Annotated in this window: 21 protein-coding genes; 10 read left to right on the top strand and 11 right to left on the bottom strand. The window is 33.1% G+C overall.

The window, feature by feature from the left end; translation table 11 throughout:
• Positions 1-48: 48 nt before the first annotated feature.
• Entirely contained in the window at positions 49-747 is a 699-nt protein-coding gene (locus tag J8L88_RS00235; RefSeq protein WP_211059633.1) for a CoA transferase subunit A, read from the top strand.
• A gap of 55 nt (positions 748-802) precedes the next feature.
• A complete protein-coding gene (locus J8L88_RS00230; protein WP_211059632.1) occupies positions 803-1,459 on the top strand; it encodes a CoA transferase subunit B in 657 nt (218 codons plus the stop codon).
• A 562-nt stretch (positions 1,460-2,021) separates the two neighbouring features.
• Here J8L88_RS00230 and J8L88_RS00225 read toward each other — a convergent pair.
• The 5 genes from J8L88_RS00225 to J8L88_RS00205 form a co-directional block, all read right to left on the bottom strand.
• The gene (locus J8L88_RS00225) at positions 2,022-2,744 is read right to left on the bottom strand and encodes a phosphodiester glycosidase family protein (RefSeq protein WP_211059631.1); all 723 of its coding nucleotides are present in this window, start codon (positions 2,742-2,744) and stop codon (positions 2,022-2,024) included.
• 38 nt (positions 2,745-2,782) lie between these two features.
• Complete coding sequence (locus J8L88_RS00220; RefSeq protein ID WP_108802803.1) at positions 2,783-3,298, bottom strand: GNAT family N-acetyltransferase; 516 nt, start codon at positions 3,296-3,298, stop codon at positions 2,783-2,785.
• Between the two features lie 104 nt (positions 3,299-3,402).
• Positions 3,403-7,302 carry a fibronectin type III domain-containing protein gene (locus tag J8L88_RS00215; RefSeq protein WP_247666385.1) on the bottom strand — a complete coding sequence of 1,300 codons (3,900 nt, stop codon included), beginning with the start codon at positions 7,300-7,302 and terminating at the stop codon, positions 3,403-3,405.
• A 213-nt stretch (positions 7,303-7,515) separates the two neighbouring features.
• Entirely contained in the window at positions 7,516-8,475 is a 960-nt protein-coding gene (locus J8L88_RS00210; RefSeq protein ID WP_211059630.1) for a YheT family hydrolase, read from the bottom strand.
• Positions 8,475-9,476, bottom strand: a complete 1,002-nt coding sequence (locus J8L88_RS00205; RefSeq protein ID WP_027394295.1) for a bestrophin family protein — start codon at positions 9,474-9,476, stop codon at positions 8,475-8,477. Before J8L88_RS00205 ends, J8L88_RS00210 begins: the two co-directional genes overlap by 1 nt.
• 215 nt (positions 9,477-9,691) lie before the next feature.
• On the opposite strand from J8L88_RS00205, the gene J8L88_RS00200 reads away from it, so the two are divergent.
• Positions 9,692-10,168: a thioesterase family protein gene (locus J8L88_RS00200; RefSeq protein WP_027394294.1), complete on the top strand. Its 477-nt coding sequence runs from the start codon at positions 9,692-9,694 to the stop codon at positions 10,166-10,168.
• On the opposite strand, the gene J8L88_RS00195 is transcribed toward J8L88_RS00200, so the two are convergent.
• Positions 10,160-11,053: a DMT family transporter gene (locus tag J8L88_RS00195; RefSeq protein ID WP_211059629.1), complete on the bottom strand. Its 894-nt coding sequence runs from the start codon at positions 11,051-11,053 to the stop codon at positions 10,160-10,162. The two genes, J8L88_RS00200 and J8L88_RS00195, sit on opposite strands and share 9 nt — an antisense overlap.
• Positions 11,046-11,399 carry an arsenate reductase family protein gene (locus tag J8L88_RS00190; protein ID WP_027394292.1) on the bottom strand — a complete coding sequence of 118 codons (354 nt, stop codon included), beginning with the start codon at positions 11,397-11,399 and terminating at the stop codon, positions 11,046-11,048. The genes J8L88_RS00195 and J8L88_RS00190 overlap by 8 nt, the downstream gene beginning before the upstream one ends.
• A gap of 100 nt (positions 11,400-11,499) precedes the next feature.
• On the opposite strand from J8L88_RS00190, the gene J8L88_RS00185 reads away from it, so the two are divergent.
• A complete protein-coding gene (locus J8L88_RS00185; RefSeq protein ID WP_027394291.1) occupies positions 11,500-11,955 on the top strand; it encodes a DinB family protein in 456 nt (151 codons plus the stop codon).
• On the opposite strand, the gene J8L88_RS00180 is transcribed toward J8L88_RS00185, so the two are convergent.
• Entirely contained in the window at positions 11,950-12,729 is a 780-nt protein-coding gene (locus J8L88_RS00180) for a DUF3298 and DUF4163 domain-containing protein (protein ID WP_211059628.1), read from the bottom strand. The two genes, J8L88_RS00185 and J8L88_RS00180, sit on opposite strands and share 6 nt — an antisense overlap.
• Positions 12,730-12,858: 129 nt before the next feature.
• Here J8L88_RS00180 and J8L88_RS00175 point away from each other — a divergent pair, with 129 nt between their 5' ends.
• From J8L88_RS00175 to J8L88_RS00150, 6 genes are all read left to right on the top strand, one after another.
• Positions 12,859-14,034 carry a cystathionine gamma-synthase gene (locus J8L88_RS00175; protein WP_371813614.1) on the top strand — a complete coding sequence of 392 codons (1,176 nt, stop codon included), beginning with the start codon at positions 12,859-12,861 and terminating at the stop codon, positions 14,032-14,034.
• Between the two features lie 103 nt (positions 14,035-14,137).
• Entirely contained in the window at positions 14,138-15,481 is a 1,344-nt protein-coding gene (gene gdhA, locus J8L88_RS00170) for an NADP-specific glutamate dehydrogenase (protein WP_118388627.1), read from the top strand.
• A 123-nt stretch (positions 15,482-15,604) separates the two neighbouring features.
• On the top strand, positions 15,605-17,884 hold the full coding sequence (locus J8L88_RS00165) for a two-component regulator propeller domain-containing protein (protein WP_027394287.1): 2,280 nt from the start codon (positions 15,605-15,607) through the stop codon (positions 17,882-17,884).
• Complete coding sequence (gene recO, locus J8L88_RS00160) at positions 17,884-18,603, top strand: DNA repair protein RecO (RefSeq protein ID WP_027394286.1); 720 nt, start codon at positions 17,884-17,886, stop codon at positions 18,601-18,603. Before J8L88_RS00165 ends, recO begins: the two co-directional genes overlap by 1 nt.
• A 3-nt stretch (positions 18,604-18,606) precedes the next feature.
• Positions 18,607-21,015 (top strand): TonB-dependent receptor, encoded by a 2,409-nt coding sequence (locus J8L88_RS00155; RefSeq protein ID WP_118388631.1) that lies wholly within the window; start codon positions 18,607-18,609, stop codon positions 21,013-21,015.
• On the top strand, positions 21,005-21,685 hold the full coding sequence (locus tag J8L88_RS00150) for an HAD family hydrolase (protein ID WP_371813613.1): 681 nt from the start codon (positions 21,005-21,007) through the stop codon (positions 21,683-21,685). The genes J8L88_RS00155 and J8L88_RS00150 overlap by 11 nt, the downstream gene beginning before the upstream one ends.
• Before the next feature lie 10 nt (positions 21,686-21,695).
• On the opposite strand, the gene J8L88_RS00145 is transcribed toward J8L88_RS00150, so the two are convergent.
• The 3 genes from J8L88_RS00145 to J8L88_RS00135 all read right to left on the bottom strand — a co-directional run bounded on the left by J8L88_RS00145 (position 21,696) and on the right by J8L88_RS00135 (position 23,919).
• Positions 21,696-22,184, bottom strand: coding sequence for a nuclear transport factor 2 family protein (locus J8L88_RS00145; RefSeq protein WP_027394283.1), 489 nt, complete (start codon positions 22,182-22,184; stop codon positions 21,696-21,698).
• Positions 22,185-22,190: 6 nt separating this feature from the next.
• On the bottom strand, positions 22,191-22,772 hold the full coding sequence (locus J8L88_RS00140; protein ID WP_158594402.1) for a hypothetical protein: 582 nt from the start codon (positions 22,770-22,772) through the stop codon (positions 22,191-22,193).
• 112 nt (positions 22,773-22,884) lie between these two features.
• Entirely contained in the window at positions 22,885-23,919 is a 1,035-nt protein-coding gene (locus J8L88_RS00135; protein ID WP_211059626.1) for a M12 family metallopeptidase, read from the bottom strand.
• Positions 23,920-23,987 lie beyond the last annotated feature (68 nt).

Raw genomic sequence — 23,987 nt, 5'->3', positions numbered from 1 at the left:
TTAGTACTGTTTTTTTTGGTACTTTTAATCTGCTAAAAATTAAACACTATGATTCGTAAAACAGTGGCTGGAGTTGTTGAAGCTACAGAAGGAGTAAAAGATAATATGACCTTTATGTTAGGAGGTTTTGGTCTTTGCGGAATACCTGAAAATTCTATTGCAGAATTGGTAAAGAAAAATATTAAAGGATTAACCTGTATTTCTAATAACGCCGGTGTTGATGATTTTGGTTTAGGACTTTTGTTACAGAAAAAGCAAATTAAAAAAATGGTTTCGTCCTATGTTGGAGAAAATGAAGAATTCGAACGCCAGATGTTAAGTGGAGAGTTAGAAGTAGAACTTATTCCACAAGGTACATTAGCAGAGAGGTGTAGAGCCGCACAAGGAGGTTTTCCTGCATTCTATACACCTGCTGGTTATGGAACAGAAGTAGCAGAGGGAAAGGAAACCAGAGAGTTTAATGGTAAAATGTATATACTTGAAAAGGCTTTTGAAGCAGATTTCGCTTTTGTAAAAGCTTGGAAAGGTGATGAAGCAGGTAATCTTATTTTTAAAGGAACTGCCAGGAATTTTAATCCTTGTATGTGTGGTGCTGCGAAAATTACTGTTGCCGAGGTGGAGGAATTGGTTCCGGCAGGAAGTCTTGATCCTGATCAGGTTCATATACCAGGAATTTTTGTTCAAAAAATATTCCAAGGAGATAATTATGAGAAGAGAATAGAACAACGTACAGTGCGCAAGAGATAAGTTTTTCCTTATTAAATTATATACATTTCAAATAAATATTATAAGAAAATATATTATGCTAGATAAAAATGGAATAGCAAAACGTATCGCTAAGGAGTTGGAAGATGGGTATTTTGTAAATCTTGGAATTGGAATTCCTACGTTAGTAGCTAATTACATACCAGAAGGTATAGAAGTGGAGTTTCAAAGTGAAAATGGAGTTTTGGGAATGGGGCCATTCCCATTTGAAGGAGAAGAGGATGCAGATATTATAAATGCTGGTAAACAGACTATTACGACAATGCCAGGAGCTTCTTTTTTTGATTCTGCTACAAGTTTCAATATGATACGGGGACAGCATGTTGATTTAACTATTTTAGGAGCTATGGAAGTTGCTGAGAATGGAGACATTGCAAATTGGAAAATCCCTGGCAAAATGGTCAAAGGAATGGGTGGAGCAATGGATTTAGTGGCTAGTGCAGAGAATATTATAGTGGCAATGATGCATACGAATAGGGCAGGAGCTTCTAAGTTACTTAAAAAATGTTCGTTGCCTTTAACAGGAGTAAGTTGTGTAAAAAAAGTAGTGACCAATATGGCAGTTTTAGAAGTGACAGATAAGGGGTTTAAATTGTTAGAACGAGCTCCTGGTGTTAGTGTCGAAGACATACAAAATGCAACAGAGGGGAGCTTAATAATTGAAGGAAATGTGCCAGAAATGATTTTGGATTGATTTAATCAGATACTATATAATTCTAAACGCTTATTAAATAATTACGAACGAATAATAAATCAAATAATAATACGTTATGTGTAAAAGAGGTTATAAAACAGTTAATTTGTAAGAATAAACCTACTTTAAGACTGTTGTTTTTACTTACCTAAACCTTTGCTTTAACCTGTAAATTCTATTAAATTCTTAACAAATGTTAAAATTTTGTGTTTTTTGTCGATTTTAATGGCATTTAAACGTTATTTTGAAAAATAATTTGCATATTAGCATTCCCTATAAAGAAGTACAGTTTTATTATTGTTCTCTTTTAAAATTTTAATTAAGTTTTAACCCTCACACATTGCCCTATTATGAAAAAGCGTATAAATCGTTTACAGAAATCAGTTAAACCTACAATCGAATTGATTTCTAATTGTATGTATTTAGCAAAGAAAGTATTTTTGTTTTAACAAAAAAGATAATTTTTGTTATGTGATTTTTTGTTGTTAATTAATCGCAACCTCCCCAAGTCGCGATGAATGACCTGTTAGCCTATAATGTTTAACAGGTTTTTTATTTTTAATTACTTGACTTCTGCGATGATTACACCAAAGTTGCCATCCAATTGTTCCCATTTGACAGAGGGTAAATATGCTCGAGAAACGAAACCGTCAAGATATAAAGCATTTTTACATCCTTTCTCTCTAAAATAGCTAGCGAAATCGAAAAAATTGACCTTTTCTTTAGAGATTGCAAAAAGTAAATTTCCATTTGGTAGAATCCCAACTCCATTTCTAATATGAATGTTAGGAGAACCTTGATTAAATTTAGAATGAATTTTTCCATTAATCAATAGCATAGGGCCAGACTGTGTTGCGTAAGCGATATGATCAAGTTTTTTAATATTATTGGTAGGAATAATAATAGGTTTGTTATCCTTGGTTATATAAAATATGCCGTTTGGTTGTAGATAGAAGTTTCCGTAACCCTTTTTGAGAGTGTCTATCTTGGATTTTACCACTCCGTTTTCAATGTATAATCCTTGTGGTGATAAATCTTTGTTGTACATACCTCCATTCATGGCAAATACCAATTCCTTATGATCTTTGTGCAATTCAGTTTTAAGGTTTTGAAAATTCTTGAAGTTTTTTCCATACTTATCTTTCCAATAAAACTTTAAACACTGATGTTTTAAGTCTATTTCGTGACTTAAAAATTTATTCTGGATACTTGACTTATGAATTGGAATATATCCCGTGAGCGCGACGCTAAGCGCTATAAATAAAACAAATGTGATGTTTTTCATAATTGTATCAATTTAGAGAATTCTTATACCAAAAATTTTTAGGAATTTATTTGATATTCATATAACATAAGATCCTCATCATCGTTTGGAATTTTGATCATTTTTATAAAAGTAAAGTCTAGTTTTTCTAATAACTTTTGTGAAGATGTGTTTTCTGGTATTGTAATAGCACTAATTTTCTTAATTCCAAATTTACTAATTCCAATTTCTTTTATTTTAAATGAACTTTCATAGGCATACCCTTTTTTTTCGAATTCTGGTAAAAAAGCAAAACCGATATCTACGCCTTCAATACCATCTCTGTCATATAATCCGCAACAACCAATTTTTATATTATCAGATTTTCTAATTACGGTGTAATTTGAATACCCTAATCTCTCTAATTGAGGGGTCATTTTTTCTGTAATATAAGTTTCTGCGTCTTTAGTGGTCTTTACATTTCGATCTCCGATGTTTTGAAGCCATTTAGGACTATTTAGAAGTTTTAGGTAGAAATCAGCATCTTCTATAGTTGCAGCGCGTAATTTAAGTCTGTCAGTTTCGTAATATTTCATGATTGATTAAAATCAGCTAGTTATTAATTACAAGTATACAAAAAGCCCTGAAACAAAATTGTTTCAGGGCTTTATTAAAAATTAAGGTTATCTGTCTTAAATTTTTATTCTTTTATGAAACGAACCGTTCCCATATTTACTTTTAACATGTATACTCCGGCTTCCAATGCTTGAACATCAATTGTGTTAGAGAAAGTTCCTTTAAGAACCGTTTGCCCCAACATGTTATGAATTGAATATTCTTGAGTTCCGTAGTTTCCTGCACGAACATTAAGAATTGCTCCTTTCAATGGATTAGGATATACAGATAGTAATTCTGTTGGAGGTCCTTGTGGGTCATCAGAAGTGGTAACAAAAGATGTTGTAGTTCCACATGCTCCAAGGTTTGTCCATCCTGTAGCCGTTCTTTCGAATAGGTTTCCTTGATACGTAACCTGATCCCCAGTTTGATAGGATTGAGAACTACTCCATTCAGCAACTCCTTCACAGATATCTGTTGATCCACCACCACCAGAAGTATTGGTTAATGATACATTATCAATTGCAATATCAGCTTGCCAGGTAGATCCTGTAATTCTGTTAAATCTTAATTGAACTCCTCCTCCAACATAAGTTGCAAGGTCAATACTAGCTGTTAACCAAGAATTTCCTTTATTTCCAGATTCACTCCAAATATTTGTCCAAGTAGCTCCATCGTCAGTACTTGCATCTACAGCGATACTTCCCATGTCTGTAGCACCATACATATGATAGCTGAAAGAGAAGCTTGCTTCTGAAAGACCAGAAAGGTCGAAACAAGGAGAATTTAAGATAGCTTGTTTGTTAGGATATCCCGTTCCATTTCCTGAAGCCTCAACAAAAATATAGTAAGAACCTTGAGTGGCGCTAGAAGGTCCAGTGCTACTAGAAGGTGTTCCACTAGCATCAACAGTCCAGTTAATATCATCAGCAGTTGATTGAGTCCAAGCTCCTAAAGTATTTTCAAATCCTTCATCATATGGGAAAGAGGAAATACCTGAAGTACAACCACCTCCACCAGATCCTCCAGTAGTAGTTACATTTATAGTATTACTAAATGCTGATTCATTTCCAGCAGCATCTTTTGCTTTAACACTAAACTGATATGTAGTGTCTGCAGTTAATCCAGTAACATTTGCTGTTGTTCCTGTAACTTCTCCTAATACAGTACTTCCTTGGTATACATCATAAGCAGTAACTCCTACATTATCTGTAGCAGCATTCCATGATAGCGTTAAGGTTGTTTCCTCGATATTAGAAGCTGATAATCCGCTTGGTGCAGTTGGTGCTTGTGTATCTGGAGCGTCCGCAGTAGTAACATCAATTGTATTACTAAACGCTGATTCATTTCCAGCAGCATCTTTTGCTTTTACGCTAAATTGATATGCAGTACTTGCTGTTAATCCAGTAACGTTTGCAGTTGTTCCAGTAACTTCTCCTAAAATAGTACTTCCTTGATATACATCATAAGCAGTAACTCCTACATTATCTGTAGCAGCATTCCAAGATAAAGTTAGAGTAGTTTCAGTGATGTCAGATGCAGCTAAACTTGTTGGTGCAGTTGGTGCTTGTGTATCACCAGTAGATGCTCCAATTGTAACAGTATAGTCTTCTACTTCTCCATATTGAAAAGATTCACAAGAAGTTGGTACTCCATTATATTTCATAGAAACACGCATTCTTGTATCTCCGTTTAATGCACTTGACGGTACTGTAAAACTTCCACTAACCGGTGTAGTTTGGGTTGCAGCTTGTGTCCATACTTGTTCACCAGAATCTGTAAAAACTCCATTTTGATTATAGTCAATCCATACACTATATCCTTCACTATATGTAGTTCCTGTCCAGGTTGGTGTTACAGTAATTGTATAATCACTTCCCTTGGAAATTGAGGTAGAAATCGAAGTAAAATCTGAGTAACCTCCACTTCCTGCTCCAGAAGCATTATTAATTGTTCCTAATTGAACATTACCAATATATTCGTCAGCAACACTATTACCATTAGATGCGCAATAGTTTAATTGAATTTCGGTAGTCGTAAAAGTAGTAGATGCACTGTAAGAAGATGTAGATCCATCAGAACAGTTACTTCTTACTTGTACTTCATATGAAGTAGTCTCAGCTAAACCAGAAATTACAGATGAAACACCACTTGCTGTTTGTGTAGTCCAAGTTGAAGTTCCTGTTTGACGATATCTTACATCAAAAGATGCTCCAGGAATCGCAGTCCAGTTTATTGTCGCAGAATCAGAACCAATGTTAGAAGCTCCTACTCCTACAGGAACAGTAGCATTACAAACAACAGGTGTTCCTGTTAATCCAGTTACGATAAGAGAGAAGTTTTGACTTCCTCCCACCAAAGATCCTTTGTTGGTTACAGTAATAGTATATGTACCAGTAGCATTAGCTATATCAACTCTTTCATATGGATCTACAGTATTGTCTCCAGTTCCATTTGTTGTAATACCGGTTAATCTATAAGGATTGTATGTAGTAGTGTTTTTTGTAACTCTAATATCTAAATCATTTACTAACACAGCTGCATTCGAATTAGTTGCAGAAACAGCTGTTCCAGCACGATCCGTCCAAGAGATAGAAGCCATCAAAGAATTTACACCATCAGAATCTACAGTAATTGAATATGTTTGTCCACTATTCAGCGTAAGTTCTTCAATTTTGGTTTCATTTCCATTGTTAGTGATAGTTTCAGCAGCTTTTTTAGCGTTTAATAATCCCCATCCATAAACTGCATCAGGACCAGAAGGTCCAGCATCGTCTGCTGTATGAAGAGCTAAACCTTTTAGAGTTGCAGCTCTCATAAGACTACCATTTGTATTATTATAATGTTGCTGTAATAATAGTAATGATCCTGCAACATTAGGTGATGCCATAGAAGTACCAGTAATACTAGCATAAGCTGTATTGCTGCTTTCGTACGTAGAGTAAACCCCAGTACCGTTTCCAGTAATATCTGGTTTGATACGGTAATCGTCCGTTGGGCCTTCACTACTAGAACTGTTAATAGAAACACTATTTAAAGACCCATCTGAATTAATATTAGCATCCTGAGCATTCGCAACTACTAAATTGTTTTTAGAAGTAGAATGTCCTGTTAATTTATCATAAGAAGAATTTCCATCAAGTGGTTGTCCGTTATATCCATTTTGGTTGCCATCATTACCAGCAGCTACTACCATTAGGTAGAAAGGTGCATTAAACATTACTTCATCCCAATCTCTAGAAGTGTCTATATATGCACCAAAATATTGATCTGGTACAAGATCTCCTCTAAATCCATAAGAGTGATTAGATATGATCATTCCGTTTGCAGCAGCAGTTGTAGCTTCAGCAACATCATTGTTCCACATATATCCATTTACTTTAGACTGAGGAGCCATTCCTTTTGCAGCAGCTTGAACACCAGAAGCTGTAATAGTTCCAGTTACGTGAGCAGCGTGAAAGTTTAATTGAGTACCTCCTTCTGAAGCGGCATCTTGGATAGTAACACGATTGTTTCCTCCAGCACCATCATATTCCTGGTGAGATTCTCTTGCATGTCCACCGTCCCATACATGGGCAGTCATATTTTGACCATCTAGGTTTAATCCAAGTGATCCTCCAATATTAAGATGATTCGTTCTTGTGGATTCCGCAGCGTCTACGTTATAAGTAGTATAATAAAGTGCACTTCCATCTGGAGCAAGTCTTTGCAGCTCAGAAAAAGTTCCATCTTTTAGCGTGGTTTTAATAGGCCATCCATTTTGCTTTGCAGCTTGTATAGCCTCTTTCTTTTGAATTGCAGCTTTTTCTGCATTCTCAACTTGTAGTTGATTAAGTTTAGAAAGATTACTTTTTGACATGATTTTTGACTTCTGGGCTTTGTCCTGAGCGAATGCTCCAGCCGAAAGAAGTATCATCATAGAAAAAACTAACAAGTGTAGTTTTTTAAACCTTCCCCCAGTAAGGTTTTTGTAACTTTTTTTCATTTTTATTGAGTTTGAGTTAGCGATAATTTGATTTCCCTGATAATTCTACAAGGAAACGACCAAAACTCTTAAAATATTCCTAATTAAAAAAAGATTTTCGATAAAGAGACAAAAAATTACTACACAAAACCTTAACATTGACTTAACGTTTGTTTCATTAATTCACATGTGTAGGTAAAATATTACAAATTATGGTAAAAACATCTGGTTCGCTTACCATTTATTCAGAAACTGTACGGTTTTATGCTCGTTATAATAAGTTAGACCTCTAAGATAAAAGCCTACATGTCCACCAAAATTAGGTGTCTCTAAAAATAAATTATTGTTTTCCTGCGCTTCTTTAATTGGGTAACATGCATTTCCCAGAAAAGTATCGTTCTTAGCGTTAATAATTAGTGTTGGAACCTGAATATTTTTTAAAAATTGTTTACTACTACATTTTGTATAATAATCAATAGCATCTGTATAGCCATGAGCTTTGCTTGTATATAAGTTATCAATATCAATTAATGATTTACAAGCATTGATATCTGATTTACTGATTTGCTCTGGAAAAACCTGTTGCCTTTCGTGTAGTTTTTCTTTTAAGCTTTTAATAAAGCGTTTCTGATAAACAAAGTTTTTTGGTTTATTGATCTCCTTTAAAGAGTCATATAGATCACAAGGTACAGATACTACAACGGCAGATTTAACTTGAGTAGGGGTTGCTCTCTCTCCTAAATATTTTAGCGTTATGTTACCTCCAAGACTGAACCCACATATCGAAATAGTATTGTACTCTTTCTCGATGATATGGGTGATAATTGAACTTAAATCTTCGCTTACACCTGCATTATAAGATCTATATAGTCTATTAACGACTCCACTACAATTTCTAAGATTTACTGCAGCTACATCCCAATGATTATTATTTAAGTGCCTGGCCAAACCGACAATATATTGACGTTGTGCATTGCCTTCTAAACCATGAATTAAGACAGCAACTTTTTGATTAGATTCACCATTAGACGGATAACTCCAATCGATATCAATAAAGTCACCATCTTCTAATTCTATACGTTCTCGCGTCTGAAGAATATCGTTTACTTTTCTAAGTAAATTAGGGTATATAGTAGAGAAGTGACCATTTTTAAAAAAATATGGTGGAGTGTATGTGGATTCTATTAAAGGCATTAGTAAAGAATATTGTCTTTCGGTTTTACTTTTTCAGGAAGATCTTTCTCATCTAACATATCTCTTAAATCTATTTCAATTGTTCTACAAAGTGCAGTCATCGGAACGTCATTAATTCTTCCTTCAAAAGGATCTTCGCTATTACTTCCTACTTTTTCCATTGTAGTGAATATCCAAGATACTAATACAGATAACGGAATCATTAAGAAAATAAACCAAGGTTTAATATGGTGTGCCATATCGCTGAGTTCATTTTCAAAAACATTAAGTAGCCCAAAAGGCAATAATAGCACAAAAATCCAGGTAAAGACAGTGCTAAAATATGCATATTGACGAGGAAAAGGAGTGTTTTTGATACGCTCACATTTTCCTTGTAAATTATATAATTCCTCTAATATTCCGTGCAAAAGTTGTTTGTCGAATTCCGTAATTTTTCCAGAGTTTAATAATTCTTTTAGATGTAATCCTTGGTTTTTTACTAAATGAGTTGCCGCGTTTTTTCTTTGTAGTAAATCAGAATACTCTTCGTCTGAAATAAAACTTTTAGTGGCATCACAGGCGGGATTTTTCTCTCCGTGTTTTTTAACAAGGCGCTCTACAGAAGGATTTTCTTTTATGGAAAATGAAGTAGGTTGTCTAAGTTGTATACGTAATGCGTTAATCCAAGCTATATGTCTGTAAATAAGTACTTTTTTTGTTTCAGGATTATCATTAACTAGACATAAAACTTGATTTGCCCACGTTCTACTATAATTAACAATACCTCCCCAAATTTTACGACCTTCCCAAAAACGGTCATAACTTTGGCTGTTCTTAAAACCAATGTAAAATGCTACGGCAATTCCAATAACGGTAAGTGGCTGAAAAGGAATGTCTATAAATTGTAAATCTAAAAAATGATATAATGAAAAAATAGCTGCGGTATATACAGTGAAAAAAAGTAAGTTTCTCCATGCAAAGCGAAGAATAAGTCCCCAGCCAATATTACGTTTGATGTACATTCGTTATTTTTTTTCCTAAAATAAGAAGACCCTAAAGCTTTTCAAAACCTAAAGAGTCTTATTTTGAAGTTATAGATTTCAGAAATATTGATTTACTAAAGGTTTTTATGCTCAAAAATGTTTGAGGTGTTGAATAGAGATACAATTTTTAACAGGTTTTTATTATGCAAGCATAATAAGTCTTTTGTATTTTTACAGCGTAAAAATGAATAGTTATGTATTTAAAGGAATTCGAAATTAGATGGAATGATATTGACGCAAATCGTCATTTAGCTAACAAAGCATATATAGAATATGCAGCACATACCAGAATGACCTTTTTATCCGAGTTGGGTTTTGATCAACGATCTTTGGGAAAATTCAATATTGGGCCAGTAGTTTTCTACGAACATATCTATTATTTTAAAGAGGTTTTTTATGGTAGACCTGTAAAAGTTTCTTTAGAATTATCAGGAATGAGCGAGGATGGAAAATTCTTTGAATTTTTACATAATTTTTATGATTATAAAGGAAGAAACTTTGCGAGATGTGAGATGATGGGTGCATGGATAGATCTAAATACTCGAAAATTAATACCACTTCCGGAAGAAATGAATCAGTTTATGGATAAAGTGGAGCGTCCTGATAATTTTAAAATTCTTACCAAAGAAGACACTAGAAAATTTGCAAAAATACCACAAGACCTAAGCTAGTTTTTTAGGTTTTTTGGTTACCAAATAGACACCTAAGAAGACTAATAGGGCAGAGATTATTTTGACAGCATTAAGAGAATCAGCTCCCATTGCCATGGCGAAACTTATTGCCAATAAAGGTTGTAAATAGATAAATGCACCAATTGTAGATGCTTTTAGTGTTTTAAGTGCAAATACATTTAATAAATAAGTAAAAAAAGTAGTTCCAATGACCACAAAAGCCATTTTCCATATGACGTCATAAGGAAGTGATGTCCATTGTACTTCGCTAAATTCTGAAATGGTAATAGGAAAATTAATAATAACTCCAATAAGGAAAAACCATTTCATTAAAGTAAAAGAATGGTATTTTGATGTTAGGGGTTTTACTAATACAAGATATATAGCATAAGAAGCAGCATTGACAATAAAAAGAATATTACCCAGTGGAATATTAGGAGCATCTTGCCTAGTTTCTGAACCAAAGAGAATCAACCCTAATGCTCCAGAAAAACCAAGTAGAATTCCAACAGTTCGTAACCATGTTATTTTTTCACTTAGAAAAATAGCAGATAAAACGAATACCAAAATAGGTGAAATGGTAATCATAACTGAGCTGTTTATTGGCGTAGATAATTGAAGTCCTTTAAAAAACATCAACATATTAATGACCATACCAAAAATAGCACACTCAAATATTCTTAGCCAATCAGCGCGATCAATTTTTTGTTTAGGAGCCCATATTGATGCCAGCCAAAAAAGTGCTGCAGCACCAATTACTCTAAGAAGAATAAAGCCAAAAGGTTTAATGTAAGTGGGCATTACACCTTTTGCCAAGGTGTGATTGATTGCATAAATTAGACTTGCACCAAAAGCTGCTAGTAATGCTGCCGTTCTTTTATCCATTAATAGCAATATTAGCAGCTTCCACTACTTTTTTACTATTACCGATAAATATTTGATTATCAAATAATAGTACTGGACGCTTTAAGAAGGTATAATGTTCTAGAATTAAATTTTTGTAATCGTCTTCTGCTAGTGCTTGATTTTTTAGATCTCTTTCTTTATAAAGCCGTGCTCTTTTACTAAACAGGGATTCATATGAACCAGCTAACGATTTCATTTCTTCTATTTGAACTAAGCTAATGCCTTCTGATTTAATGTCTTGCAAAACGAAATCAGAAGAAAGGTTTAGTTCGTTCATGATGCGTTTACAAGTATCACAAGTTGATAGGTAATATATTTTTTTCACAGATTTATATTTAAAATGTCAAAATCAACACAAAGGAAATTCATTTCTCTTTGAAAACTCATATTTTTGGGTAAAAATTAAGAACGTTTACTACTTAAATATGAGAGATCAATTAGAAATCACAAGAACCAATAGAAAATTACTAGCCAAAATTATGGATAACTTTTCATTGGAAGATCTAAACAAAGTTCCCCAAGGGTTTAATAATAATTTGATTTGGAATATTGCTCATGTAGTGGTTACGCAACAATTACTTACTTACAAATTAAGTGGATTACCAATGATGATTAGTGATGAGATGATTGTTAAATATCGTAAAGGGACTAAAACAGAAGGTTTGGTAAGTAAAGAAGAGGTAGAAAAAGTAAAAGAACTTCTTTTTACTACCATTGATAAAACTGAAAAAGACATAGATGGTAGTATTTTTGAAGGGTATCAAGAATATCCTACTAGTACTGGTTTTGTATTAAAATCTGTAGAGGATGCTATCAATTTTAATAATTTTCATGAAGGAATACATCTCGGATACATTTTAGCGCTCAAGAAGTCATTATAGAATAGTAGTCGTAAAATAATCCACTACTTCTTCTTTTTTAAGTTTTAATTCTATAGGTCCTTCAGCGTATGAGCTTATTTCATATTGGTTATAGAAAAGAATAATATGGGTCTCTGTTAACCCAATGTTATTTGGCAAACTAAAAGTGTTATTATCAAAGAAGAAGCCAGTACTATTTATAGATTGTTCATTAGGAATAGCGTACTTCTCTCTAAATATTTTTTCGACATATATTGAAAAGTTGTTTACATTCTTTAGCAGTTTTTCTTGTGGTATAATTGCACCAGTTTTTGCATCAATGTTTATGTATTTTGAATTGCCACTTCCGTGAGCACCTCCAGTAAATATATAAGAATCTATTAGAATAGAAAGAATGAATTTATTCTGATAACTGATGTCACAGTTTATACTTGCTTCATATGGAATAATTTCTTCTGGAAATTCCTTTTTTATTTCTTGATAGGAGTTATTAAAATTTTTAAGTGCTTCTTCTATGTTGTCTATAGAGGTGTCATCTTCTACGTTTAAGCTAGTACTGGCAGCCTTTTCTATTTGAATATTGATTTTTTTTGCAATTTCATTTTCATTTATAGATTCGAGAAGAAAAATTTCTGTAATAGTGCAATCAGAGTTATTGCAGTCAAAATAATCATCAATGGCGATAGTGCGTTTATGAAAACTTAAAGGTTCACTCTTTTGGCAGCTATAAAAACAAATAGAGATTACTGCTAAAAAAAGTGACTTAAGATTGGTGTTAGTTTTTGTGTTAATCATCTACTAAAGATATTCATTGAAATATGATTAGAACGAATTAAGTTATAAATTTGTTTTAGTTTTTTAACAAAATAGATTACAAGTTGGTTTTTTTCAGTTCTGAAATATAAGAATTGATCGAAAGAACATATAAAAAATAAGAACACTGATAAAAATCGAGGAATCGTGAAGTTTAATACCAAAACAATACACGGAGGACAAATACTTGATCCTGCTTACGGATCTGTAATGCCTCCAATATACCAAACTTCTACCTATGCTCAAACTACTCCTGGAGGACACAAAGGGTTTGAGTATAGTAGAACACATAATCCAACTAGAAAATCTTTAGAAAATGCTTTGGCAAGTCTTGAAAACGGAAAACATGGATTGGCTTTTGGATCAGGATTAGCAGCTATTGATGCAGTACTTAAATTATTAAAACCTGGCGATGAAGTTATTTCGACAAATGATCTCTATGGGGGAACCTATAGATTGTTTACCAAAATTTTTGAAGGTTTTGGAATAAAATTTCATTTTATTGGAATGAAAAATTCGGGTAACGTTGAAAAATATATTAATGAAAAAACAAAACTGATTTGGGTAGAGACACCAACAAACCCGATGATGAATATTATTGATATTAAAGCAATTGGTAAGATTTCTAACAAACATAATCTTCTATTAGCTGTAGATAATACATTTGCAACACCTTATTTACAGCAACCTTTAGATCTTGGTGCTGATATCGTAATGCATAGTGTTACTAAATATATTGGAGGGCATAGTGATTTGATAATGGGTGCTTTGATAGTTAAGGATGATGAAATTGCGAATCGCCTATATTTTATTCAAAATGCAAGTGGCGCGGTCTGTGGTCCACAAGATAGTTTTTTAGCTCTTAGAGGAGTTAAGACATTACATGTTAGAATGCAACGTCATTGCGAAAATGGAGAAACCATAGCAAATTATCTAAAAAATCATCCTAAAATTGAAAATGTATATTGGCCAGGATTTATAGATAATCCAGGTTATAGTGTAGCTAAAGAACAAATGAATGGTTTCGGTGGCATGATATCTTTTGTTACAAAAAACAGTAATTACAAAGAAGCGATAAGAATTGTTGAAAATTTGAAAATTTTCACATTAGCAGAATCACTTGGTGGAGTAGAAAGTTTAGCAGGACATCCAGCAAGTATGACACATGCGTCAATTCCAAAAGAAGAACGAGAAAAGACTGGTGTTGTCGATTCTCTGATTAGATTAAGTGTAGGAATTGAGGATGTAAACGACCTAATATCAGATTTAGAGCAAGCTATTGGATAGAGTGTTATTAAATTCAAAAAATTAGATGTAATTTTTTGATAATATCATATATTTGACCAAATAAATTAACCATTAAATAAGAATCTTTTAATCCTATTAACATATGCAAGCAAAAATAGATGCATTTATGGAAGAAGTAAGAGCTCGTAATTCACATGAGCCAGAGTTCTTACAAGCGGTACAAGAAGTTGCGGAAACTGTAATACCGTATATCGCTACACAAGAAATATATAATGGAAAAAACATTCTATTAAGAATGGTAGAACCAGAGAGAGCCATAATGTTTCGAGTACCTTGGGTAGATGATAAGGGAGAAATACATGTAAATCGTGGATATAGAATTCAAATGAATTCTGCGATTGGTCCTTATAAAGGCGGATTACGTTTTCACCCATCAGTAAATTTAAGTATTCTTAAGTTTCTTGCTTTTGAGCAAGTGTTCAAAAATAGTTTAACAACGCTGCCAATGGGTGGTGGTAAAGGAGGTTCAGATTTTGATCCTAAAGGAAAATCCGATGATGAGATTATGCGTTTTTGCCATAGTTTTATGAGTGAGCTTTTTAGACATATTGGACCTAACACAGATGTTCCTGCTGGAGATATTGGAGTAGGTGCACGTGAAATTGGTTTCTTGTTTGGGATGTATCGTAAAATGCGTAATGAATTTACCGGAGTTTTAACAGGAAAAGGATTAACCTGGGGAGGATCTGAGATTCGTCCAGAAGCTACGGGTTATGGTACCGTATATTTTGCAGAAAATATGCTAAAAACCAAAGGCAATTCTTTTGAAGGAAAAACAGTTTTAGTATCAGGTTCAGGAAACGTGGCGCAATATGCTACAGAAAAAGCTATTCAGTTAGGTGCTAAAGTAGTAACCTTATCTGATTCTTCTGGTTATATCTATGACGAAGATGGAATTGATAATGATAAGCTTAAGTTTGTAATGGAACTTAAGAATGAGAGAAGAGGACGTATAAGTGAGTATGCTGAAAAATACAGTTCTGCAAAATTTCATAAAGGAAAAACACCTTGGGGTGAAAAGTGTGATATTGCATTACCTTGTGCAACACAGAATGAATTGAATGGTGATGATGCTACAAGATTAATTGATAACGGATGTATGTGTGTTAGTGAAGGAGCTAATATGCCTTGTGATTCTGATGCTGTCGCAGCTTTTCATAAAGCTAAGATATTTTTTGCACCAGGTAAAGCATCAAATGCGGGAGGAGTTGCTACTTCTGGATTGGAGATGACCCAAAATTCTCTACGTTTTAAATGGACAAGAACAGAGGTTGACGAAAAGCTAAAACAAATAATGAACGATATTCATGAAAAGTGTGTTCAATATGGAACAGATGATGATGGTTATATTGATTACGTTAAAGGAGCAAATATTGCAGGTTTTGTAAAAGTTGCTGATGCTATGTTAGCTCAAGGAGTTATATAAATAATAATAAGTATTTATTGTGAAAGCCGTTCTTACTATAAAGAACGGCTTTTTTCATTATTTGAAAGCAATAATTAGTATTTTAGCGTGTTATCAAGGCAGCGTTAATATCACTCCGTAATTATGCGATACTTCAGACAGTTAATACTTCTAATTTTTCCGGTATTTCTATTTTCTCAGGATTTTAGTAATCAATGGACAGGGCATTATTCCTATTTTCAAATTAACGATTCCTATGCAATAGAAAATAAAATTTATGTTGCTTCTGAGAATACAATTTTTATCTACGATACGGATACAAGAACTTCGGAAACCTTTACTACTGTAAATGGTTTGTCTGGAGAAACAGTATCTACAATTTATCATAGTTCAATATTTGATATTACTGTTATTGGTTATGATAATGGATTGTTAGAGCTAATAGTTGATGATGAGGTAATAACTTTTATCGATATTTTAGAGAAACCGACGATTCCTCCAACACAGAAAAGGATCAATCACTTTTTTGAAAATGGTAATATATTGTATGTCTCTACAGAGTTTGGGATCGTAGAGTTTAATTTAGAAAGAATAGAATTTGGTGATACGTTTTTTGTGGGTCCAGCTGGATCACAAATAAATATAACCGGAACGGTAGTTTCAAACAATGTGATTTATGCAACTACTTCGAATAATGGAATTTTAAATGCAAATGTTGACAACCCTAATTTAGTTGATTTTAACCAATGGATAACATTAGTTCCAGGACAGTATAGAGGAATTACATTATTTAATGAGGAGATTTTGGTATGGGAGAATAATAACCTTATCAGTCGTCTTGATGGACCAGTTCTAACTACAGTTGTAACAGCTTCTAGTGATGTAATAGATGTTTCTATCGATTCTGACAATTTAATAGTTGTTAATACAGATCGAGCATCGGTATTTGATACAAGCTTTAATGAAACTACATCGGCAATTAGTACAACTGGAGATTCTTTTTTGTTAAATACCGCGTTATCTTTTAATAACACACTATATCTAGGAACAGATAGTAGAGGATTATTACAAGTTGATTTTAATGATCTTACTAATAAAACTTCAATATCTCCAGAAGGACCATTAAGTAATTTTACTTTTGGGATAGAAGCATCAAATAGTAAACTGTGGGTAGTATTTGGTCAATATGATGTGAATTTTAACCCGTTTCCATTACAACAAAGAGGGATAAGTAAACTCACTTCTGAAGGATGGTTAAATATTTCTAAAGATGAGGTTATGGGTGCTACATCTTTATCTCATATTACTATTAATCCCAATAATGAAGATCAGGTTTTTATAAGTAGTTTAAGTAGTGGTTTATTAGAGATCAATGATAATGTAGTAACTAATTTATATAACAACCTTAATAGTGGTTTTGAGTCATTTGTAACAAATGATCCAATTTTTGTGTTTCTTAACGGCTCTGTTTTTGACAATGATGGAAATCTGTGGGTTAATAACGCTAGGGTTGACAATGGTTTGAAAAGATTTTCTCCTGGTGCGACACAAACGCTTAATGTTAATTTAAGCAGATCAATACCTAATGCTTTAAATAATTTAGGTTTTACGGATACGGTGATAGATAGAGACGGAAATTTGTTTGTTGGTGGATTTAATTCGGGTGTGATTGGTTACAATACTGATACAGAAAGTCAAATTCAATTATCTGGTGAGACTGAGGGTTCTAATCTTCCTAGTGATTATGTACTTGCTTTAGAGGTCGATCGGAATAATCAGTTGTGGATTGGTACTTTTAGAGGTATAAGGGTTTTGTTTAATACCTCTGGAGTGTTTCAGCAAAGTAATCCCCAAGCAAGTCAGATTATTATTTTAGATGATGAAGGTGTTCCTCAAGAATTATTATTTGATGAGACAATTACTGATATAGAAGCAGATGGGTCTAATAATAAATGGGTAGCTACTGCATCATCAGGAGTGTTTTATTTCTCTTCTGATGGGCAAGAGACATTAGCTCATTTTACGGCTGATAATTCTCCGTTACCTACAAATAATGTATTAGATATATCAGTAGATGATTCTACGGGTTCTGTTTATTTTGCAACTGAGAAAGGTTTATTAGAGTTTAAAGGAACTGCTACTGGACCAGAAGATAATTTAGATAATGTAGTTGCATTTCCTAATCCGGTGCGCCCAGGATTTAATGGGCAGGTAACAATAAAAGGTTTAACAAGTAGATCAAATGTAAAGATCACTGATATCGAAGGTAACTTGGTATATGAAGAAGTTAGTGAAGGTGGAAGTATTCAGTGGGATACTACCGCTTTTGGAAGGCATAAGGTAGCGTCTGGAGTTTATCTTATTTTAGTTACAGGAGAAGATCAAGCAGAAACAACTGTTTCTAAGCTTTTGATAGTTAGGTAATGATTGTAAATACTCCAGCCATAGTAATTCATTCTTTGCGTTATGGAGAAAGTGATTTAATAGTTTCCCTATTAACAAAAACTAGTGGATTACGTTCCTATTTGCTAAAAGGAATATTAAAATCTAAAAGAGGAAAAATACGATCTTCTTTGTTTCAGCCATTGACGTTACTAGAAATTGAAGCAAATCACAAAGATAAAGGTACTTTAGAAAGAATTAAAGAAGCTAAAATTCTAATACCTTATCAATCTTTGCATACTGATTTTGTTAAAAGTTCATTAGTATTTTTTCTTTCAGAAATATTAAAAAATACAATTCAAGAACAAGAAATAAATGAGGATCTTTTTCATTATTTAGAAACAACATTTTTGTGGTTAGATTCACATGATAATATTGGTAATTTCCATATTTCATTTTTAATAAAGTTGACACAATATTTAGGGTTTTATCCAGATACATCTAATATTTCTTCATCGGTTTTTAATATGCAAGATGGTTGCTTTCAGGAGGATTCTTCTAACATTTATTGTCTCGAAGGAAATAGTGTTTTGGTACTCAAGAAGTTTTTGGGCACGACATTTGAGGAAAGTATGAGTATTAAAATGTCTAGAATGGTAAGAAATGAGATTCTTAATACGTTATTAGTATATTTTGAGCTACATTTGCACGGTTTTAAAAAACCAAAGTCACTTTCGATTTTGAATGAAATTTTTAGTTAAGTAATGCGCTTATTTTTAATTGTTGTATTCACTTTATTTTTTGTAACGGAAAATACTGCTCAAAGTATTACTGTGCTAAGCAGGTCAAATAACCAGCCTATTCCTAGTGTTACAATTCATAATAAAACGAAATCAAAAACTGTTATAACAGATTTTGATGGTATAGCGGATATTTCCGATTTTTCGGAAACAGAAATACTATATTTTGTTCACATATCCCACATAAGCTTTGCTACTACTAAATCTGAAATTCTAGCTTTATCAAATAAAGTGTATTTGGAGGTGGATGAAAATCAATTGTCAGAGGTGGTGATTTCTGTTTCTAAGTGGGAACAGGATAAAAAAGATGTTACTCAAAAGATTGTTAGTATTACATCTGATGAAATCTCTTTCTCTACACCACAAACTTCGGCAGACCTTTTGCAGAGCAGTGGGCAAGTGTTTATACAGAAAAGTCAATTGGGAGGAGGTAGTCCAATAATTCGAGGATTTTCTACTAATCGATTATTACTTACGGTGGATGGAGTTCGAATGAATAATGCTATTTTTAGGGGTGGTAATGTTCAAAATGTGATATCTGTAGATCCATTTACAATAGATAGAACAGAAGTTATATTAGGACCTGGTTCTGTAGTTTACGGAAGTGATGCTGTAGGAGGTGTGATGAACTTTTACACAGCTCAACCTAAAATAGCTATACGAGGAAAGAATAAATTTAGTGGAAATGCTATAGCTAGGTATGCTAGTGCGAGTAATGAAAGAACAGGTCATGTCGATTTTAATATAGGCTTAGAGAAGTGGGCATTTCTAACTAGTGTAAGTTATACAGATTTTGATGATCTTACAATGGGAAGTCATGGCCCTGATGATTATTTACGAAATGAGTATGTAGAAACAATAGATGGTGTTGATACTCTAATTGAAAATGATGACCCGAAAAGTCAGGTTTTTACTGGTTATAATCAATTTAATTTTTTGCAAAAGGTACATTTTATTCCTAATGAAAGATGGGATATTAATGCAGGATTTATTTATACAAAAACTTCTGATTATCCTAGATATGATCGATTGATCCGTCGTAGTGATGTGGGTTTAAGATCTGCCGAATGGTATTATGGACCTCAAAAATGGTTAATGGGAAATCTTCAATTAACTAATAAATGGAAAAATAAATTATACGATAAAGTAAAATTTACAGCTGCCTATCAGAATTTTCAGGAAAGTAGAAATGATCGGGATTTTGGAGATGATATCTTATCAAGAACAAAAGAGGATGTAGATGCATATTCTGCAAATCTTGATTTTGAAAAGAAATTTGATGATAAAACAACGATATATTATGGTTTGGAATATATCTTGAATCAAGTCTCGTCAGAGGGTTCGGAACTTAATATTTCTACCAATGATGTTGTTGCCGCACCATCTAGATATCCGGATGGGTCTACATGGCAGTCCATTGCTGCATATGCCAGTTTAAAAAGTAAGTTAACTGAAAAATTAAGGTTTCAAGGTGGGTTGCGATACAATAGGATTATTCTGTATTCAGAATTTGATGATACGTTTTTTGACTTTCCTTTTAGAGAAGCAAATATTGATACGGAGGCTTTTACAGGTACGGCAGGAATTAGCTGGTTACCAAATGATATTTTACAGTGGAAGTTTAATTTTTCTACAGCATTTAGAGCACCTAATATTGATGATGTGGGTAAAATTTTTGATTCGGAACCAGGGTCAGTAGTAGTGCCAAATCCAGATTTAGAACCAGAATATGCTTATAATGGAGAAATTGGGTTGACTGCCAATGTTGGTAAGAATTTCAAGATTGATTTGGCAACCTATTATACGCAATTGGATAATGCTTTAGTTCGAAGAGATTTTTCTCTTAATGGAGAAACTGAAATTATTTTTGGAGGAGAGCTAAGCAATGTACAAGCGATTCAGAATGCAGCCAATGCTCAGATTTATGGTTTTGAGGCAGGTTTTAGTTATGATTTTATAAAGAATTTTAACCTTTCTTCTAAATATACATTTACTGGTGGAGAAGAAGAGTTGGATGATGGATCAGTTTCTCCTTCAAGACATGTTGCTCCTCAGTTTGGTAGTACAAATCTTAATTATACAAATGATAAATGGATGATTGATTTTTCTGCAATTTATAATGGGCAATTTGATTTTGAAGAGTTGGCTCCTTCTCAACAAAACAATGACTTTTTGTATGCATTAGATGAAAATGGAAATCCATATTCTCCTTCTTGGTATACACTTAATGTGAGATCAAGATATCAGTTTACTAAAAGTTTACAAGCAACGTTAACAGTTGAGAATATTACTGATCAACGTTATCGACCATATTCATCTGGTATTGCCGGAGCAGGAAGAAACTTTATTTTATCCTTAAAGTATTCTTTATAATATAAAAACAACACTTCTGAAAGATACATTATACATATTTGACATTGATGGGACATTGACGGATAGTGTACCTATGTATTTAATCTCTGTAACCAAAGCTATGATGAGTATGGGGATTAATAATATTGATACAGACTATAATAATTATAAGCATCATACTGATAGTTATGCGTTGCGATATAATTATGAGCGAAGTTTTAAACAAGATCTTTCAGAGAATCTTTTAGGGGACTTTGAGAATAATTTGGTAACACAAATGCTAGAATTCGATCCGGTAAAAGAAATTAAAGGAGCTCAATCTTTAATACAATCTTTTAGAGATAAGTCTATTCCGTTTTGTTTTGCTACGGGAGCACTTCCTAAACCTGCAATGCTTAAATTAGAGCAATGTAGTATATGGTGCGATGAGTTATTACTGGCTACTTCTATGACACACGAATCACGAGAAGGCTTTGTAATGGATGCTTTGGAAAGAGCAAAAGCCTTTTATAATATATCGGAGTTTACTAAGATTATCTCGGTGGGCGATGGGCTTTGGGATCTAAAAACGGCTCAAAACTTATCTTTAGATTTTGTTGGTATTGGAGATAAGAATAAGGAGAAACTACTACAGAATGGCGCTACTAGATGTTATTCCAATATAGATGAATTCAGTAAAAGTATATTCTAGTTTTCGAGTACTACTTACTTCTTAATTTTTCCATTAAATCACTGTCAAAACTTTTTTTAAGCGTAGTAATTTCTTTTACATTTTCATTAGGTATTGCAATGGATAAGACGTAATGTTTTATTTTCCAGCCTTCAGTTGTTTTCTCTAACACACCGCTACCTCTGCAGATTCCCATTTGAGTATCTAATAATTCATCAAACCAAGCTAATTTACTGTCAGTTTGTGCAAATATATTTCTTTCTAACGTGCTAAAACTCCATGCTTTTCCTTTATCAAAATAAGGTTTAGAGAATGCTTTAAAGGAAGCTAAATTCCAATTCTCTGTAGCATCAGTTCCAATAAATATAGCATCATTGGTCATCAAACCAAAATAGGAATCAAATGATGCATCAGCTGCAGCTTTATGCCATTGTTCTAATACGGTATTGATTTCTTTTTTTGTTTGGGCTTGAAAAGTAATGGTAATTGCAAAACATATAAAAACTACTAAATTCTTCATACTATTTTATTCTTCGATTTCAATATTCTTTTCTTCTGGAGATAAAATGGAATCTCTTAGGATGTCACGTTCTCTAAGAAGTTCTTTTTCAATGTTTTCTGGAATTGCTAATGATAATTCATTTAGCTGAATAATAAGACTATTATAAGCTGTAAGTAATCTAATATTGGCGTCCATAAGTTTCTGAGAATCTTGACTAGTAGTTTCAGTAAGTTGTAATAACAAACCCGATTCCGTTGTTAGTACCGCGATTCTAGAACTGATGTTATTTACCTTTAAATCTTCGGACACATTTTCTTTAAAGGACTGAACAAGTAAATTCATACTATCAGCGTATTTTTTGATATAAAAAGGGTTTGATTTGCTCATAGATACTATTAACTTTTTAAGATTCTGAAAATCCTCAAAGTTTTCAATGTCTTTTGAAGCTTGCGGAGATAGTTTTAATACATCTATTTCGACTTTTTCTTTAGATAAACTATCTAGCTTAACTATTTCAACTTCTTCTTGTATAGTAGTATTTTCTTTTTTACAACTTACGCAAATGATTGTAACGGTAACTACTGTATATAAAAATGATCTCATCATAAGATTTTCAATAACAGACCAAAAATAGGGAATATCGTTGCAACTAAAAATTAAAAGCCTTAGGTATTATAGACCTAAGGCTTAAAACAATTTATTAATATGATATTATAGATTATGCATAATACCAAGCCCCATTAACATAAACTACTTCTCTCCATCCTCTGGAGCTGTAGTAGTACCATTTATCATTATATCGGTATACTCTTAGTCCATAAACTGTATAGTATTGTCCATTTTCATAAGTCGGTTCACCACCGCCGTCTCCACCATCGGGATACATTTTATCTATTCCTTCTAAATCAGCAGTAGACAATGCATTTCTCTGTACAGAGTATGTGCTTCCGTCTTTTTTGGTAATTGTTGGCTGACCGTTCTTAGAGAATGAATACGCTCCATACATCATAATTGATCCAAAATCTAAAGAACTAGTATATTCGTCTCCGTCATATCCTTGTTCTACATAGGTTTTAAAGTTGAAATCTCTACCAGATTGAATATTTTGAAAATTAATAGTTACATATTGATCTCTATCAGCTCTACTTTGTTCGTGCCATAATCCAACAGCATGACCAATTTCGTGAATAGTGTTTCCAGTACTGCAACCACTTGCTAAATTGATGTTTTGTCTTCCACCAACCATTCCTACACTTGATGAACATCCACTACCAGGTCTAAAATATATGTAGTTGGATTCGTTAGTTCTTTCAATAAAAGTAAGATTGGTATTGTTTTCCCAGCTAGCAATTGCATTGGTAACTCTAGCTTTGTTAGGAAGATCATTTGCTATGGTATAGTAAACTGTATTATCAGGCCATCTTCCAGAGGTACGTCCAACACTTCTGCTTAAAGAAGGATCTTGTCCGTCTTCTAATACAAAATTAGAGTCTTCTGTATAGACTTCGTCTTTAGGAAGAATAATGTCACCTTCAAAAATTCTTTTTCCGTCTACTAGTTCATAGTTGATAGGTAATCCTGCATAAAAACCTTCTTCGGTTGTTCCAATTTTGTCAAAATTTGCTCTTTCGGCGCCATCAAAGATTTGATTGTCAGGTTCTAGGTTTTCTAGTTCAGAAATTGGTTCATTTTCTGAACATGAGAGTACGGCAAAGGCTGCACTCATCAATAAGATTGATTTGTTGATTTTCATTTGAGTTTGTGTTTAAATTATTAACATTATGTTAAACCCAAATGATTATTAAATATTATTTTTTTGTA

Source organism: Aquimarina sp. MMG015, from assembly GCF_018100855.1.
In the GTDB taxonomy this organism is placed as follows: Bacteria; Bacteroidota; Bacteroidia; order Flavobacteriales; family Flavobacteriaceae; genus Aquimarina; species Aquimarina latercula.
This window is presented reverse-complemented; position numbering and strand designations above follow the sequence as displayed.